The organism is Bacteroides sp. An51A, assembly GCF_002161565.1.
Classification (GTDB): Bacteria; Bacteroidota; Bacteroidia; order Bacteroidales; family Bacteroidaceae; genus Phocaeicola; species Phocaeicola intestinalis.
In genome coordinates this window covers 29,591-43,339 of record NZ_NFIC01000004.1, presented here as the reverse complement: position 1 = coordinate 43,339, position 13,749 = coordinate 29,591, and the positions used below count along the sequence as shown (strand labels likewise).

9 protein-coding genes and 1 other RNA gene are annotated in these 13,749 nt (G+C 44.1%); 6 read left to right on the top strand and 4 right to left on the bottom strand.

Going from position 1 to position 13,749, the window contains the following annotated elements; translation table 11 throughout:
• A complete protein-coding gene (locus B5G04_RS08525) occupies window positions 1-4,602 on the bottom strand; it encodes a translocation/assembly module TamB domain-containing protein (RefSeq protein ID WP_087250662.1) in 4,602 nt (1,533 codons plus the stop codon).
• A 139-nt stretch (window positions 4,603-4,741) separates the two neighbouring features.
• Here B5G04_RS08525 and B5G04_RS08520 point away from each other — a divergent pair, with 139 nt between their 5' ends.
• Entirely contained in the window at window positions 4,742-5,647 is a 906-nt protein-coding gene (locus B5G04_RS08520) for a nucleotidyltransferase (RefSeq protein ID WP_013617806.1), read from the top strand.
• Window positions 5,648-5,839: 192 nt separating this feature from the next.
• Window positions 5,840-7,156: an NAD(P)-dependent oxidoreductase gene (locus tag B5G04_RS08515; protein ID WP_022040335.1), complete on the top strand. Its 1,317-nt coding sequence runs from the start codon at window positions 5,840-5,842 to the stop codon at window positions 7,154-7,156.
• A gap of 198 nt (window positions 7,157-7,354) precedes the next feature.
• On the opposite strand, the gene B5G04_RS08510 is transcribed toward B5G04_RS08515, so the two are convergent.
• A complete protein-coding gene (locus B5G04_RS08510) occupies window positions 7,355-8,251 on the bottom strand; it encodes an Rpn family recombination-promoting nuclease/putative transposase (protein WP_204247006.1) in 897 nt (298 codons plus the stop codon).
• A 381-nt stretch (window positions 8,252-8,632) separates the two neighbouring features.
• On the opposite strand from B5G04_RS08510, the gene B5G04_RS08505 reads away from it, so the two are divergent.
• From B5G04_RS08505 to B5G04_RS08490, 4 genes are all read left to right on the top strand, one after another.
• Complete coding sequence (locus B5G04_RS08505; protein WP_087395870.1) at window positions 8,633-9,565, top strand: transposase family protein; 933 nt, start codon at window positions 8,633-8,635, stop codon at window positions 9,563-9,565.
• A gap of 107 nt (window positions 9,566-9,672) precedes the next feature.
• A complete protein-coding gene (locus B5G04_RS08500) occupies window positions 9,673-10,476 on the top strand; it encodes a helix-turn-helix domain-containing protein (RefSeq protein WP_087396782.1) in 804 nt (267 codons plus the stop codon).
• A 98-nt stretch (window positions 10,477-10,574) separates the two neighbouring features.
• Window positions 10,575-10,937 (top strand): VOC family protein, encoded by a 363-nt coding sequence (locus B5G04_RS08495; RefSeq protein WP_162612723.1) that lies wholly within the window; start codon window positions 10,575-10,577, stop codon window positions 10,935-10,937.
• A 99-nt stretch (window positions 10,938-11,036) separates the two neighbouring features.
• Window positions 11,037-11,858: a helix-turn-helix domain-containing protein gene (locus B5G04_RS08490; protein ID WP_087396780.1), complete on the top strand. Its 822-nt coding sequence runs from the start codon at window positions 11,037-11,039 to the stop codon at window positions 11,856-11,858.
• 192 nt (window positions 11,859-12,050) lie between these two features.
• On the opposite strand, the gene ssrA is transcribed toward B5G04_RS08490, so the two are convergent.
• Together ssrA and B5G04_RS08480 are read right to left on the bottom strand one after the other, a co-directional pair.
• Window positions 12,051-12,447, bottom strand: a transfer-messenger RNA (tmRNA) gene (gene ssrA, locus B5G04_RS08485).
• Window positions 12,448-12,657: 210 nt separating this feature from the next.
• Window positions 12,658-13,659 (bottom strand): malate dehydrogenase, encoded by a 1,002-nt coding sequence (locus B5G04_RS08480; protein ID WP_022039409.1) that lies wholly within the window; start codon window positions 13,657-13,659, stop codon window positions 12,658-12,660.
• Window positions 13,660-13,749 lie beyond the last annotated feature (90 nt).

The following is a 13,749-nucleotide window of genomic DNA, read 5'->3' as shown; positions in this document are numbered from 1 at the left end:
TCATTGCCCTTCGCTTATACCTTCATTGGTAGGTTTGTTTTTTTTACGCGAACGGAAGATAAAAAGTTCGCCCAGCTTACTTACTTTTTTTCTCAATACAACACCTACTCCCGTTTCAATCACTTCACCATCAAGTATGCTTTCGTAGTTTTTATCGTGGAAAATCTTGATATAGCGCGTGCCGCTATTGTCCAGTCTGTATTCCAGCGAGATATTGTCGATAAACGATTCTTCCTGTTGCTGGGCATCATTACCTGTCGAAATCTTCCCACCTATCACCACTTGGAAGCGGTTGTTCCAAAAACGTTTGGCAAACTGGAAGTTATAGTCTGTTCGTGAAGCTCCGCTTCCTTGCTCGGTGGTTTCCATACCGAAATTGATGTCAATGGTTTTCAGCGCACTACCTGCCACTTTATTGATTTCGCTTTGTAGGAAAGAATTCAGCATACTGTTCGTATCAAAGCCATTGCCCGTGCTTCCGCCTCCCATATACATACCGGTCACCAGCATCGTTACAGCAAGCTTGTTTTTCTCTTCTTCCGATTTCCCCGCCAGTTCGTTCTGCATTGTCCCGTCTTCGGGAGCTTCCAAGGTAAAAGCAAATCCCAAGTTTTCCAGCCGGTTGGTCAGGCGCACCCCAACATCAAAATTCACCATTCTCGAACTGTTGTCATCCGATGCCACCGAAGCCCGTACCCGCTCCGAGGCTTTGATGTTAAGATTAGGGTTCATCAGGTCGCCTGTCCACTCAATATAGCTTCCGCTCTGTATGTGGAATGTCTTCAGTGGAATAATGGGCATTTCATACTTCATTTCTCCACTCATCAACGAATAACGTCCGTTCAGTACCATATTTCCATCTGGCTGGTATTGAAAGGAAAGGTCACCTCCCCCCTCCAGCAACATATAGTTGCTTCCGTCTTCGTTCAGGTCTACACGTGCCTGTACCGCCTCGTCGATATGCAGGGTCATCAATACATCAATACCTCCCAACGACACTGGTTTGAATGTCCGCAAATCCACCTGTGCTGTATCACGGAAGTCAACGAAGGTTACCGTTTCGCTCAAACGGTCTTCTACGGTAAGAGGAGAATCTTTCAGGATATATGTAAAATCGCTGTTCCCCAAGATGTTCATATTTCCCCGCATTGTCAGATTTTCGGGAGACCCTTTTACCATCGAAGCGAAATCGACATAAAGCTTCCCATATACTAAGGATTCTTTTGTCCGTTTGGCATTGATAAGTTCGAAATTGCGTGCATTCATCTGAAGATTGACATCGATTGCAGCAAAATCATTTACATCCACATAGCCATCGATGGTAAACGGTGTAGCCCCCTCGGTATAGATATTAAAGCGTTTGAATTCCAAACGGTTCTGATTGATTCTAAGGGGACGATTGTCTAAGCGCAGGTTCAGTGAAGCCTGAGGGATTCCTACCTGTACACTATCCAAGGCAAACTCTCCGTCAAGAATCGGTTTTAAAGTAGAACCGTTCACATTTACGCTTCCATCCACGTCACCTGCAAGTGTAGCCATTTTCCCCGGGATGAAAGCATTGGCAATGTGTAAGGGAAAATGGTGCAGGCTTACCTTTGCATCGATTCTGTCTTCTGTCTGCTTGTCAAGAGCGGTTGCATAAGTACCGTCCAGATTCACCGCCTCTTTCCCATCAATAGTGATAAAACCGTCAATGCCGTGTGCTCCATTTTCCTGAGGCAAATAAACCGCCGACATTCCCCAGTCGCCCAAAGATTGCCGGTTATATGCCAGGCGTTCTACCTGCATCTCGGCTGCAACTTGCATATCTGCTTCCGTCTGCACATAATGTACTTCTGCACTCACTCGTCCGGCAATATCGGGCATATAAGGCACCACTCTGCGAAACTCGGCTATATCTATGCGGTTCAGAGCCAAAGTCAAGTCTTGCAACGCAAGGGTATCGGGTGTAGAGGTCAGCGACAAGCCGGTATGAAGCGTGTCCGTCAAGCGCAAGTCGGCATGTATACGTCCTTTGTCGGCAAGGTAAATGTAATTGTCGGGATTTGCCTGGAAATGACGGTATACTAATATGGGGGTATCGGGAGAAACATGTAAGCTGACTCCATCGGGATGCAGGCGGGCTTCTAATCCCAGGTCGACTCCTTTCTCACGCTTATTATTCAAATACATTATCCGAAGCCCAGCCCGGACAGAGTCAATACTTCCTCCCATACCGATATCGAAAGCTTCCTGACGCTTGCTGGCCAATGCTTTTACACCACTATGAAACAAGAAGCGGGTAGAATCTTGGCGGGCATCGAAAAATATGGTGTCCAGCCGCAGACTATCGGTACGTAAACCATAAAGATTCATTTCGGCATTCAGTCCGTCGGAAGGTGAAGCGGTCATCTTTGCCCGAAAACGGTCATACCGCAAATGATTGGCAGAAAGCAAGTTTGCAACCGGATTATCCGAACCGGAAAAGACTCTCAGTTCTGCCTGGGGCAAGAGAAGTTTCAATGCCCGTTGGTCCAGCTTACGCGCTTTCCATTGACGGTCGAATTCCTTCATCAGTGCTGTAGCACCGGTCCCCAAGCGCTCCACTCCGTCAGGCGAACGGAAAAGAAAAGTCAGGTCGCCTGCATTTACATAACTCCGGATAGAATCGGAAGCCATCTCCACTCCGGCATGAAGGTCTTTTGTGTGAAACGTATTTTCTTCCGTAGCAAGAACAATATTGGTCAGCGATAACCGTACACGATGGCTTTTCTTCATATCGGTCTGGGCATAAGCTTTGATGTGAAGTGATGGAGTCAGTTTGGTTCCTGTTACCGACAAAGCTTTCAGGTCCAGCCGTTTCACCTGTGCGTCTAAGTCTGCTTGAATGGCATTGGGACGAAGCGAAGCATTAAGGCTGGCAGAAACGTCCACGGCATGGTCAGACACAAAGAGTGCCACATTGCCTTGCGACTGACGGAGGTCGGCTTCGAGCTTCAATCCCGAAAACAGCCTATGCCCATAACGGAGATGAGATACTTCAGCATCTGCCTTCGCTTGAGTATGAGGGGAAAAGAAATCCAAGCCCACTCCTTCCGCATGCAATGTAGCAGAAAGGCCGTAAAGTGAGTCTTGAGGCATGAAACGGTGCAAATTCAGGCTATCGATATCTATCTGTGCTTTGTAACTGGCCGAAATCAGGTTATATCCTGCATCCAATACTATTTTACCCTGTCCTCCATCATTCAGTTTCATTTGGGCTGCAAGCTGATTTCCCGTCAATGAAGCCATCCCTTCCAAACTCATTCCCGTAGGAACAGCTACACTTTCCCCTGTAAGAGCTTTCAGAAAACCAAGGTTCCCGGTTTGTGCCTCCAGATGCAACAAACCATCGCGCCGCACACTATCAAGTGGAAAAAACATTTCTCCGCTGGCTTCGGCACGTATGGCTCCCGGAAGTGTAAGCGATAAGGCTGTAAGACGCAAATTGTTCAGACTTCCATCTATTCCGGCACGTACTTGCAGAGGTACCGATGGATAATGACGTACAAATTCATCGGGCATGTCCGTCACTACTTTCAACAAATCATTTTTACCGATATCTGCCATCAGACGTGCCCGTATCGTTCCTTCTTTGTCCGTATCCATCGCATCCCAATCCATCGAAGCGTTTAGTTCTATAACCGAATCAGGAGTCTTGATGCGGAGTGAAGGCACATTCAGCGTATGAGCATCCGACACCAGCCTCCCTTCGCCAGAAGTGATTTCCAGTCCAGAGTGTTCTTTCAGGTTCAGATTCCGGATCATAGCATGTATATCGTTTCCTGCATAGCGTAGCGAATCCATACGCAGGTTTATTTCAGTCAGGACGATGTGTGAAGGGTCTATTCCCTTTTCAATGGGAGCGAGTGTACCCGACTCAAACGTAGCTTTTCCACCTTCCAACGAAAGTGTACGTGCCGCATACGCCATCTGATGCAGGTCAACATCTCCTTCGCGCAACGAAAGTCGGTCAAGTGCTATTCCCATCCGAAGTGTATCAAGCGGCATTTGCATGGCAAAGGAAACATCTTCAAAGTCGATTTTGCGCAAGCGGAACTTCCAGTATACCGGTGCCGAAGCAGTGGTATCGGCAGCAGAGGTATCGGCAAGACACATCGACAAGTGAGTATCTTTCAGAGTAAGCTCATCTATTATGGCAGTTTCAGGGCTCAGCTCCACTCCATGCGAAGCAATAAACAGATTCCCCAAATCCCCTTTCAATGTCATGCCTTCTATCAGGCCTGCCGTATTTACCGAAGCTTTACGTAATTCCAGTCCGTCCAACTCCACCTTTTTCTTAAATAAAGGGAGCAACTGCACCTGGGCAGTTAGCCGGTCGGCATATAGTATGGTGTCGCCGGTATTAATGACAAGTGTACGGTGCACCACCAGATCGAGTGGAAAAGAAAGCGAAATTCTTCCGATGGAAATCTGCATACCCGTAGCTTCCGATGCATACCGGGTGGCAGTATTCACCAGAAAATTCTGTATGGGAGGCAGATAAACCAACACACACAACACAACAAACAATATCAGCGGAGATGCTATAATAATCCCCAACCGGCGAATGTTTTTCTTCATAAAAATGCAACCAATTGCTTTTGCAGATGCGAATATAAGCAAAAATAACCGAATTGCATCGTTTTTTGATTGATTTGATAACATCAACCGACTGAAAAATCTTTAACTTTGCACCATACATTAACTAAAACAATACACTATGAAACCAACTTTATTCGTTCTTGCCGCCGGAATGGGAAGCCGTTACGGAGGTCTTAAACAACTGGACAGCCTGGGTCCGAACGGAGAAACCATCATGGATTATTCCATTTACGATGCAATCCGTGGAGGATTCGGCAAACTCGTGTTTGTCATCCGTAAAGATTTCGAAAAAGATTTTCGCGACAAAATCATCAGCAAATACGAAAACCACATCCCGGTAGAAGTCGTATTCCAGTCTACCGACAAACTTCCGGAAGGCTTTACTTGCCCAGCCGAACGTACCAAGCCTTGGGGGACCAACCACGCCGTACTGATGGGTAAAGACGTTATCAGCGAACCGTTTGCCGTTATCAACGCCGATGACTTCTATGGACGTGACAGCTTCGCCGTAATCGGCAAATACCTGTCCGAACTTCCTGAAGGCGCGAAAAACCAATATTGTATGGTAGGCTTCCGGGTAGGAAACACATTAAGCGAAAGCGGAACCGTGGCACGGGGTATCTGTTCGACCGATGCGGAAGGACACTTGACCACCGTAGTAGAACGTACCGAAATCATGCGCATCGACGGCACCGTATCTTATAAGGACGATGACGGGAAATGGGTGGGCATCGCTGACAACACCCCGGTATCGATGAACATGTGGGGATTCACGCCCGATTATTTCAAGTATTCGGAAGATTATTTCGTAGATTTCCTGAAGGAAAATATCGACAAGCCGAAAGCCGAATACTACATCCCGCTCATGGTGAACAAGCTCATCAACGAAGGTACCGCCAAGGTGAAAGTACTCGACACCACTTCACGCTGGTTCGGCGTAACGTATGCTGCCGACCGTCAGGGAGTGGTAGACAAATTCAAGGCACTTGCCGATAGCGGCGAATATCCTTCACCCTTATTCTGATAAATCACTTATTTTCACCACAGATTACACGGATTTTATTATCATCCGGGTATTCTGTGGTGTTTTGTATGCATTTTATTCATGTATAATAAATGTTAAACAGCACATAAATGTAAACACTGTATGGCAATATAAGAAATAAATAGCCTAATTTTGCAAACTGTAGTTTACAATATTAGATTATTTATTTATATGAACGAAGCAAAAGAAACCTTTCGTGAAGTGAATGAAAGCTTCACAACCAAAGAAGCTATCGACGAAGCAAAACGATGCCTGAACTGTAAAAATCCTTCCTGCAAAAAAGGATGTCCCATTGATAATGACATCCCCGATTTCATCCATCAGCTCTCTATGGGGAATATGGGTGATGCCATGCGCATCATCAACGAAAAGAGCAACCTGCCTGCTATCTGCGGACGTGTATGTCCACATGAAAAACAATGCCAGGGACATTGTGTGCTCTATGCCAAAGGAAAAGGCATCCAAATCGGTAAGTTGGAACGCTTCATTGCTGATTTCGATACCGAAATGAATCTGATACGGGAGAAACTTCCGCAAAAAACACGAGGAAAAGTTGCTGTTATCGGCTCAGGACCTGCCGGACTTACCGTAGCGGGTGATTTGGCACGACAAGGATTCAACGTCACCATCTTCGAAGGACAAAGCGAAGCGGGAGGAGTCTTGATGTATGGAATCCCCGAATACCGCCTTCCCAAAGCAGTAGTAACCAAAGAAATACAAAAAATAGAAGCATTAGGGGTAAATTTTATTCTGAACTGTCTGGTAGGAAGAGACATTACTATCGACCAACTGTTCCAACAAGGATACGATGCCATCTTCATCGGAACTGGTACCGCACTTCCCAAAGACTTGAATGTACCGGGCAATACACTTCGTGGCATCGTCCAGTCATCTTATCTGTTGCACATGGTCACTATTTTTAACCAGAACATTGTGAGTCGTGATGCCGTACCGATGCATGAAGGCGATCGGGTAGCGGTCATTGGATGTGGAAATGTGGCTATGGACGCTGCACGTACCGCCGTACGTATGGGAGCTTCAAGTGTAACAGTTCTCTATCACCGTACCGAAGCTGACATGAGTGCCATTCCTAGCGAATACCAGGAAGCTGTGAAAGAAGGAGTGAAATTCATGTGGAAAACCTCTACCAAGGAGTTTTTGGGGGACGGAGATGGAAAAGTGACCGGTATCCGTGCAGAAACTCCCGAAGGTATCCAAGACCTGCCATTCGACTGTGTCCTGCTTGCCATCGGGTCACGTCCTGCCAATCGCATCGTATCAACCACTACTGGCATAGAGGTAGACGAAACTGGATATGTTATCGTGAAAGAGCGCCCATACGGAATGACTACCCGCCGGGGCGTATTTGCAGGAGGTGACGTAGTGCACCGCCCGCACACCGTAGTACTTGCCATGAAAGCTGCCAAACAGGTAGCAGCAGGCATTGCACAATATGTAGATGCCGTGAAATTATTGTCTATAGAGTAGAAACTGTTTATACTTTGAACGGTGTGCAATTGTGCATTTTAATGGTCATGCCGGATTACACAGCCGACATGACAAGCAAGCTTTATTCTCTCTGTCATATAGCTGCACCGTTTGTAAGATTAATAATCTTACAGCGTGAAGATTAATAATCTTACGGCATGAAGATTAATAATCTTACAAACAAGGCAGCTATGCGATTTATAGTTTTTCGATTTCGTCTTGAGTAAATCCTGTATATTTCATGATGATTTCCATTGGCATACCATCCATTTTCATTTGTTTAGCTATGCCAGCTTTCGTTTTTTTCGCGCCAATATTTATTCCTTCGGCACGCCCCTCAGCACGTCCTTCTAAACGTCCCTCGCCTCTTGCTGTTACAATGTTATCACGTAAGATGACCACATTGTCTAAATGGCGGTAATACGCATTCAGTTCTGCCTTGCTCATGCGTTCAAGCCGCAGTTTCTCACGGGCTTCTTTCAATCCGGGCGCAGTGGCATCGGAAGGGATATCTCCTGTGTTGAGGAAATAAATCCATTGTTCCAAAGGGACTTTCGACCATTTATTAAAATCGTTTACTTTCAGTATGTAATACTCCGGATAAAGATCGCTTACAGCAGTGACATTAAATTTCTGACGTTGGAAAGGAGTCAGGTTGAGTAGTTCTCCGTTGTGAATTCCTCTAAATTCAGTTTTGCCATGATATACTACGTCCGTACCATTTCCCAAATTGAAATAAACAATGTTCACACTGTATATTTTCCGGATATGGTCATAGCCCTGTCCACGATTGATATATTCGGTGATTAATTTGGAAGTTCCAAATAGCATACGTTGGAAATAGGCGTACTCCGTATTGTTCTGAACTTCAATAATAAACAGTTCTCCTTTGTCGTTTTCCGCTAATAAATCCACGCGGTTCTGCTTATCATATTCGTCCTCCTGATTGCTTTCGCTTTCCAATAACTTGTTTATAGTTATCTTTTCATTAAGCAATGTTGTCAGCAGGCCTTCTAACACGCTAAAATTCGCTTTGTCACGAAGCAACCGTTTCATGGCCCAGTCAAAGCGGATATATTTGTTTTGTTCTTCCATAAGGATCATCTTTTTCTTTATATGCAAAGAAACAACTTTATTTCGAGAAAGGCAAACGGGAGGCAGCTTTTATTAATTTGAATTGTTTAATAACAGAGGCTTTTGTTTGACAAAATCAGATTATTTAAGTTTTATATTTTATTGATATTCAGTTGTTTTTTTTAATTTTATCGTTCATGTAGGAAAAGGGAAAATTGTTGCTTCAGAACTGTTCTCTTAAAAAGTTAAATGAATGTCCGCGATGCGTCCTTACAAGCAATTTGGCAACATAAGGACATTTATAAAAGTTTTTCTTAACGATAGGAAGATACAAGCTATATATAAATAGAGTTTATGTAATTTAGATTTGTTATATATCGCGCATACGCGTACCTTTGCAACATGAATTACCACGACCATAAAGACAACAGCAAAAGTTTCCGTGCCTTGACGGGAGTTAGCCATGAACAGTTTTGTGCGCTTCTCCCTTATTTCGAGGCTGCGCATGAGGACTATTTGTCCGAGTATGAAATGACCGGGGAACGCCGTAGCGGAAAACGCCGCAGTCCTTCCATCTACAAGAACAGCCCCCTTCCCAGCATATCCGACCGCCTGTTCTTCATTTTGGTTTATTTGAAAAACAACCCGTTGCAGGAATATCATGCGGCCTGTTTCGGAATGAACCAGAAGCACTGCAACATATTCATCCATTGCCTGACTAAAATCCTTCGTCTGTCCCTTAAAGCGAAAGGTCTTGTCCCCGCAGAAACCGACAAGGAGCTTGCCGAACGGCTGGCGGAACTTTCCAAGGAGGGGGACAAGCCGGTGCTTCTTCATGACGGGACGGAACGGGAGATTCCCCGTCCGGCAGACCGGGACATGCAAAAGGAGCGTTACAGCGGCAAGAAAAAACGGCACACGGTCAAGAACGCCGTCATTGTAACGATGGCTTGTCTGGTCATATTTGTCAGTCAGACCGTTTCGGGCAAGACCCACGACAAGAAGATGGCTGACACAATGTATTCTTTTCCTGTGCCTTGCACCTTGTATCAAGATACGGGATACCAAGGCTATGAGCCTGAGGGGGTGGAAATCATACAGCCGGTCAAGAAGCCCAAAGGGAAAGAGCTTTCCAGGCAGGACAAGGAATACAACAAGAAAGTTTCCGCCATCAGGGTGCGTATAGAACATGTCATAGGAAGCGCGAAAGTCATGCGCATCGTCAAAGACGAGTGCAGGCTCAGGGCAAACAACTTTGTAGAAAACATCTTTTCCACATGTATGGCACTGCATAATCTCAGAATTAAAATCAACCCTTGGAACTATCATAACTAATTTACATAAACTCTAATATACTGGCACCTTGCACTAAATGTCCCTTTTATTCTATCCGAAGCAAAACACTCCTTATACTTTTGCTCGTTCATTAAAACACTATTACAATGCAATCATTCAAAATAATACAACCGTCACCAATATTGCGTCGCTACATTCGCCATTATTGGATATTACAGAGTGATATGGCAAATGCTGCGCCCGAACGCACTTTCCCATTAGGTTGCATACAGCTATTTTTTCATAAAAAGAAGCGATTATTCTCGCAAACCCATCATAAAATGCAGCCCCGATATTTCGTTTGTGGACAAGAAAAAGGATATACAGATATTTGCGCAGATGGAGATATAGAGATGCTTGTTGTTGTGTTTCAACCTTATGCGGCAAAGCTGTTTTTCCGGCAACCATTATCCCTTTTTCAAGGAGAAAATATAGCGATAGAAGATGTGGAAGATAGAGAACTTACCGAACTTGTCCATAAAGTAGCTGATACTGGAAACAACATTCATTGTATAAATTTGATAGAACAATTTCTATTGCATCGTTTAGTTGTATGTTCAGACTATAATATAGATAGACTTTCTGCTGTAATTCAAGACATTAATCTTAACCCATACCTTGATGTCTGTAAATTGGCGAATATTGCCTGCCTAAGCACAAAACAATTCATACGGATTTTTACGGAATATATTGGGACTTCGCCTAAAGAATTTCTGAGAATTATAAGAGTGCAACGGACTTTGTTCCTGTTGCAACAAAATCCTCCATACAATTTTGCGCAAGTAGCTTATAGTTGCGGTTTCTCCGACCAATCTCACATGATAAGAGAATTTAAGTTGTTTACAGGATATACACCTTTAGCATATCTATCGGTTTACACTCCTATATCTGATTATTTTTCTAACCCGTAGAATGTCCGGATTCTTCTATCCACGTCCTTATGGTAATCGTAATTTTGCAATGTCTTAGCGTAGGACAAAGCAAAGTAATAACTAAAAGAAAAAAGAACATGAAGAATTTAATCGCATTCTTTGAAATCCCCGTTACCGACTTCTACCAATCGGTAAATTTTTATCAAGCAATCTTCAGGATGGAATTTATGGTAGCCGAATACAGCAATGAGAAAATGGCTTGTTTTGTACAGGACGGACAAACGGTTGGTGCCATATCCTATGCACCTGACTTCAAGCCCTCAGAGCATGGCGTTTTAATTCACTTTAACTGTGAAGACATTGACTGGGCTATCCAGCAAGTATTGAAACAGGGCGGAAGTATTGCTATTCCTAAGACAAAAATCCAGGCTGAAGGGAAAGGGTATTTTGCCGTATTCACCGACCCTGCGGGTAATCGCATAGGACTTTATACCGACTAATATGTACCGATGGAAAAATATAGCTGCAAATGCAATAACTTGCAGCTATATTTTTGCCCCTAATCAATAAGAAACGGCAAAAAGCCTTACCTTTGTAAAATGATTCTAGAGGATTTCAAATTTTACAAACCATGTAAGTTACTGCAACCTTACGTCAGGTATTATTGGGTATTCAAAAGCAATCAACCGCAGAATACCCTTACTTTTCCTATTGGTTGTCCTCAAATCATTTTTCATAAACAGATGCCGCTCTATATCCCTGAACTAAACACGTTCCAAGACAGACTGGCTATCAGCGGTCAGGTTAATTTCCCGTCACACCTATATGCAAACGGAAACGTAGAAATGATAGTGGTGGTATTTCACCCTCACACGATGAGTATGTTTCTGAATTTACCCACATCGCTTTTCTACAACCAGGAGGTTTCCGGCTATAGCCTGGAAAATAAGAAATTGAATGAACTGGCTATACGGATATCCGGTTGTGAAGATAATTCTGTCTGTATAAACTATATCGAAAAATGGTTATTGTCACAAATTGCCAACAACTTGTCCGAAACTTCATATAACATCAAGAGAATGGATGCTGCTATACGGCAGATATACAGTTTTCCTCAAACAACCGTAACCGAATTGTCTTCCATTACCTGCCTATGCAAAAAACAGTTTGAACGGTTGTTCCATTCATTGGTGGGCATGAATCCCAAAGAATATGCCCGTATCGTCCGATTCCAAAAGGCTTTGGCACAAATGCAGCATCAAACGGGCAAAGAAATTAGCCAGGCACAAATAGCATACGCAAGCGGCTATTCCGACCAATCGCACTTCATACGCGAGTTTAAGAAGCTCAGCGGATATACACCAATGTCTTTATTAAAAGTTTCAGCCCCTTATTCTGATTTGTTCACCAATCCTGTATAAATAACTTGTTTGCGGAATTAGAAATTGTTTTGAATTTATCGTGTGTTGATTTGGGATGGTTTTTGAGGTATTTCCGCTTGTGTGATGGGAAAGATAGATCCGTTAAATGAGCATAAAGGAACAGGGGCAAGAGGGAAGTACAATATTTATAAAAAATATAATCCGCTGTAAATAAGCGGATTATATTTTTAATAGTGGACCTGGAGGGAGTCGAACCCTCGTCCAAACAAGGAAGCCATATGCTTTCTACATGCTTATCTCTGCCTTCGGTTTTCGTGCGTAAGCAAGACCAGAGCCACCCACTTGCGCCTTAGCCTTTAAAATTTCATTCTGGTCGCAAGGCTGGACCAGAACTATTCCCGATTTTGCTGCACCGCTTGACCAAACGCCTCGGAACAAGAGCTTTTGAGCGATGTCTCGTTTCCGTCACTGTGACGGAAATAAAGTTAATCTACTGTACTTCGATTAAGCAGCGAGAGCATAGTTTTCGTTGCCAGATAATTGTTCAGTAACTGAGATTATAGTGCAAATCACTGACGCACTGCATGCTTACATACCACATCTCTTGCTGTCAAATCCAGTCAAGCCCTTAAGTGATGATTGTTTGCAAAGATAGGTATTATTGGGAAGATAACAAAATAATCTGTCACTTCTTTTTCTTTTCTTTTTCCTTTTTTGTATTGAAAAAGCTTATGCCGGGATAAAAAAACTCCCACAAACATTTGTTTGCAGGAGTTTTATGGAGATAGTATTTATTTGTTAACTCAAAATCTGAGCCGATTTGTTGCCTTGCAACTTATTATTTGATGTTCGGATTCAGCTTGTTCCATTCAGAGATAGCAGGAAGAACGCCCATAGCGATTACTTCATCACGCAATTCGCAGAGGTGAGCGTAGCTCTTGTCCAAAGCAGCTTGTTCTTCTGCAGTTCCGTTCAGAGCAGCGCAGTGGCAACCGTCAGCAGTGATTGAAGTTTCCCATGCCATCATGATGTGGTCGTACTTATCGTTTGAGATATATGTACCAGCCGGCCAGCGGAATGCCTTGCCACCCATAGCAGCACCAATCATTTCGATAGAAACGTATGCCGGGCTTTGGAATGAAGAACGTCCGCGCAATGCGATGATGTTAGCACCGCCTTTGGTTACTTTCTGTTGGATTTCTGCCCATTGTTCTTTGCTCAGAGCGTCAGTGCCGATGATGTCGGTCAACGGTTTGCCGTTAACTTTAGCAGTAGAAGCGAATACAGCCATCTGTTCGCCGTGACCACCGTATGTGCGGCAGTTTTCAACAGCGTCCATAGGTACGTTGAAGTATTTAGCCAGTTCACTGCGCAGACGGGTAGAGTCGAGGGCAGCCAAGGTAGTAACCTGTGAAGGTTTCAAGCCTGAGTACAACAACGTAATCAGACCGGTGATGTCAGCCGGGTTAAAGATAACCACGATGTGTTTTACATCCGGGCAGTATTCTTTTACGTTCTTACCGAATTCTTCAGCGATAGCGGCATTGCCTTTCAGCAAGTCTTCACGAGTCATGCCTGCCTTACGTGCGGCACCACCTGAGTTCACGATATATTTGGCACCTGTCAGCGCTTCTTTGATGTCTGAAGTGAAGGTTACGTTTACGCCTTCGAAACCGCAGTGGTACAATTCTTCAGCCACACCTTCCAATCCCGGAGCATACGGGTCGTACAAGCAGATGTTAGGAGTCAAACCCATCATAATGGCAGTCTGAGCCATGTTAGAACCGATCATGCCGGCAGCACCAACAATGGTAAGCTTTTCGTTAGTTACAAATTCCATAATTCTATTATTTTAGTTAAGTTATACGGTAATTCTTTTTTCTGACCGATGCAAAGATAAAAAGTTCTTTTGTTTGTGAGAATCTTTGTG

Excerpts from the sequence above, each read along its gene's own strand:
- B5G04_RS08525 (WP_087250662.1), bottom strand. The coding sequence starts at position 4,602 with ATGAAGAAAAACATTCGCCGGTTGGGGATTATTATAGCATCTCCGCTG.
- B5G04_RS08520 (WP_013617806.1), top strand. The coding sequence starts at position 4,742 with ATGAAACCAACTTTATTCGTTCTTGCCGCCGGAATGGGAAGCCGTTAC.
- B5G04_RS08515 (WP_022040335.1), top strand. The coding sequence starts at position 5,840 with ATGAACGAAGCAAAAGAAACCTTTCGTGAAGTGAATGAAAGCTTCACA.
- B5G04_RS08510 (WP_204247006.1), bottom strand. The coding sequence starts at position 8,251 with ATGGAAGAACAAAACAAATATATCCGCTTTGACTGGGCCATGAAACGG.
- B5G04_RS08505 (WP_087395870.1), top strand. The coding sequence starts at position 8,633 with ATGAATTACCACGACCATAAAGACAACAGCAAAAGTTTCCGTGCCTTG.
- B5G04_RS08500 (WP_087396782.1), top strand. The coding sequence starts at position 9,673 with ATGCAATCATTCAAAATAATACAACCGTCACCAATATTGCGTCGCTAC.
- B5G04_RS08495 (WP_162612723.1), top strand. The coding sequence starts at position 10,575 with ATGAAGAATTTAATCGCATTCTTTGAAATCCCCGTTACCGACTTCTAC.
- B5G04_RS08490 (WP_087396780.1), top strand. The coding sequence starts at position 11,037 with ATGATTCTAGAGGATTTCAAATTTTACAAACCATGTAAGTTACTGCAA.
- B5G04_RS08480 (WP_022039409.1), bottom strand. The coding sequence starts at position 13,659 with ATGGAATTTGTAACTAACGAAAAGCTTACCATTGTTGGTGCTGCCGGC.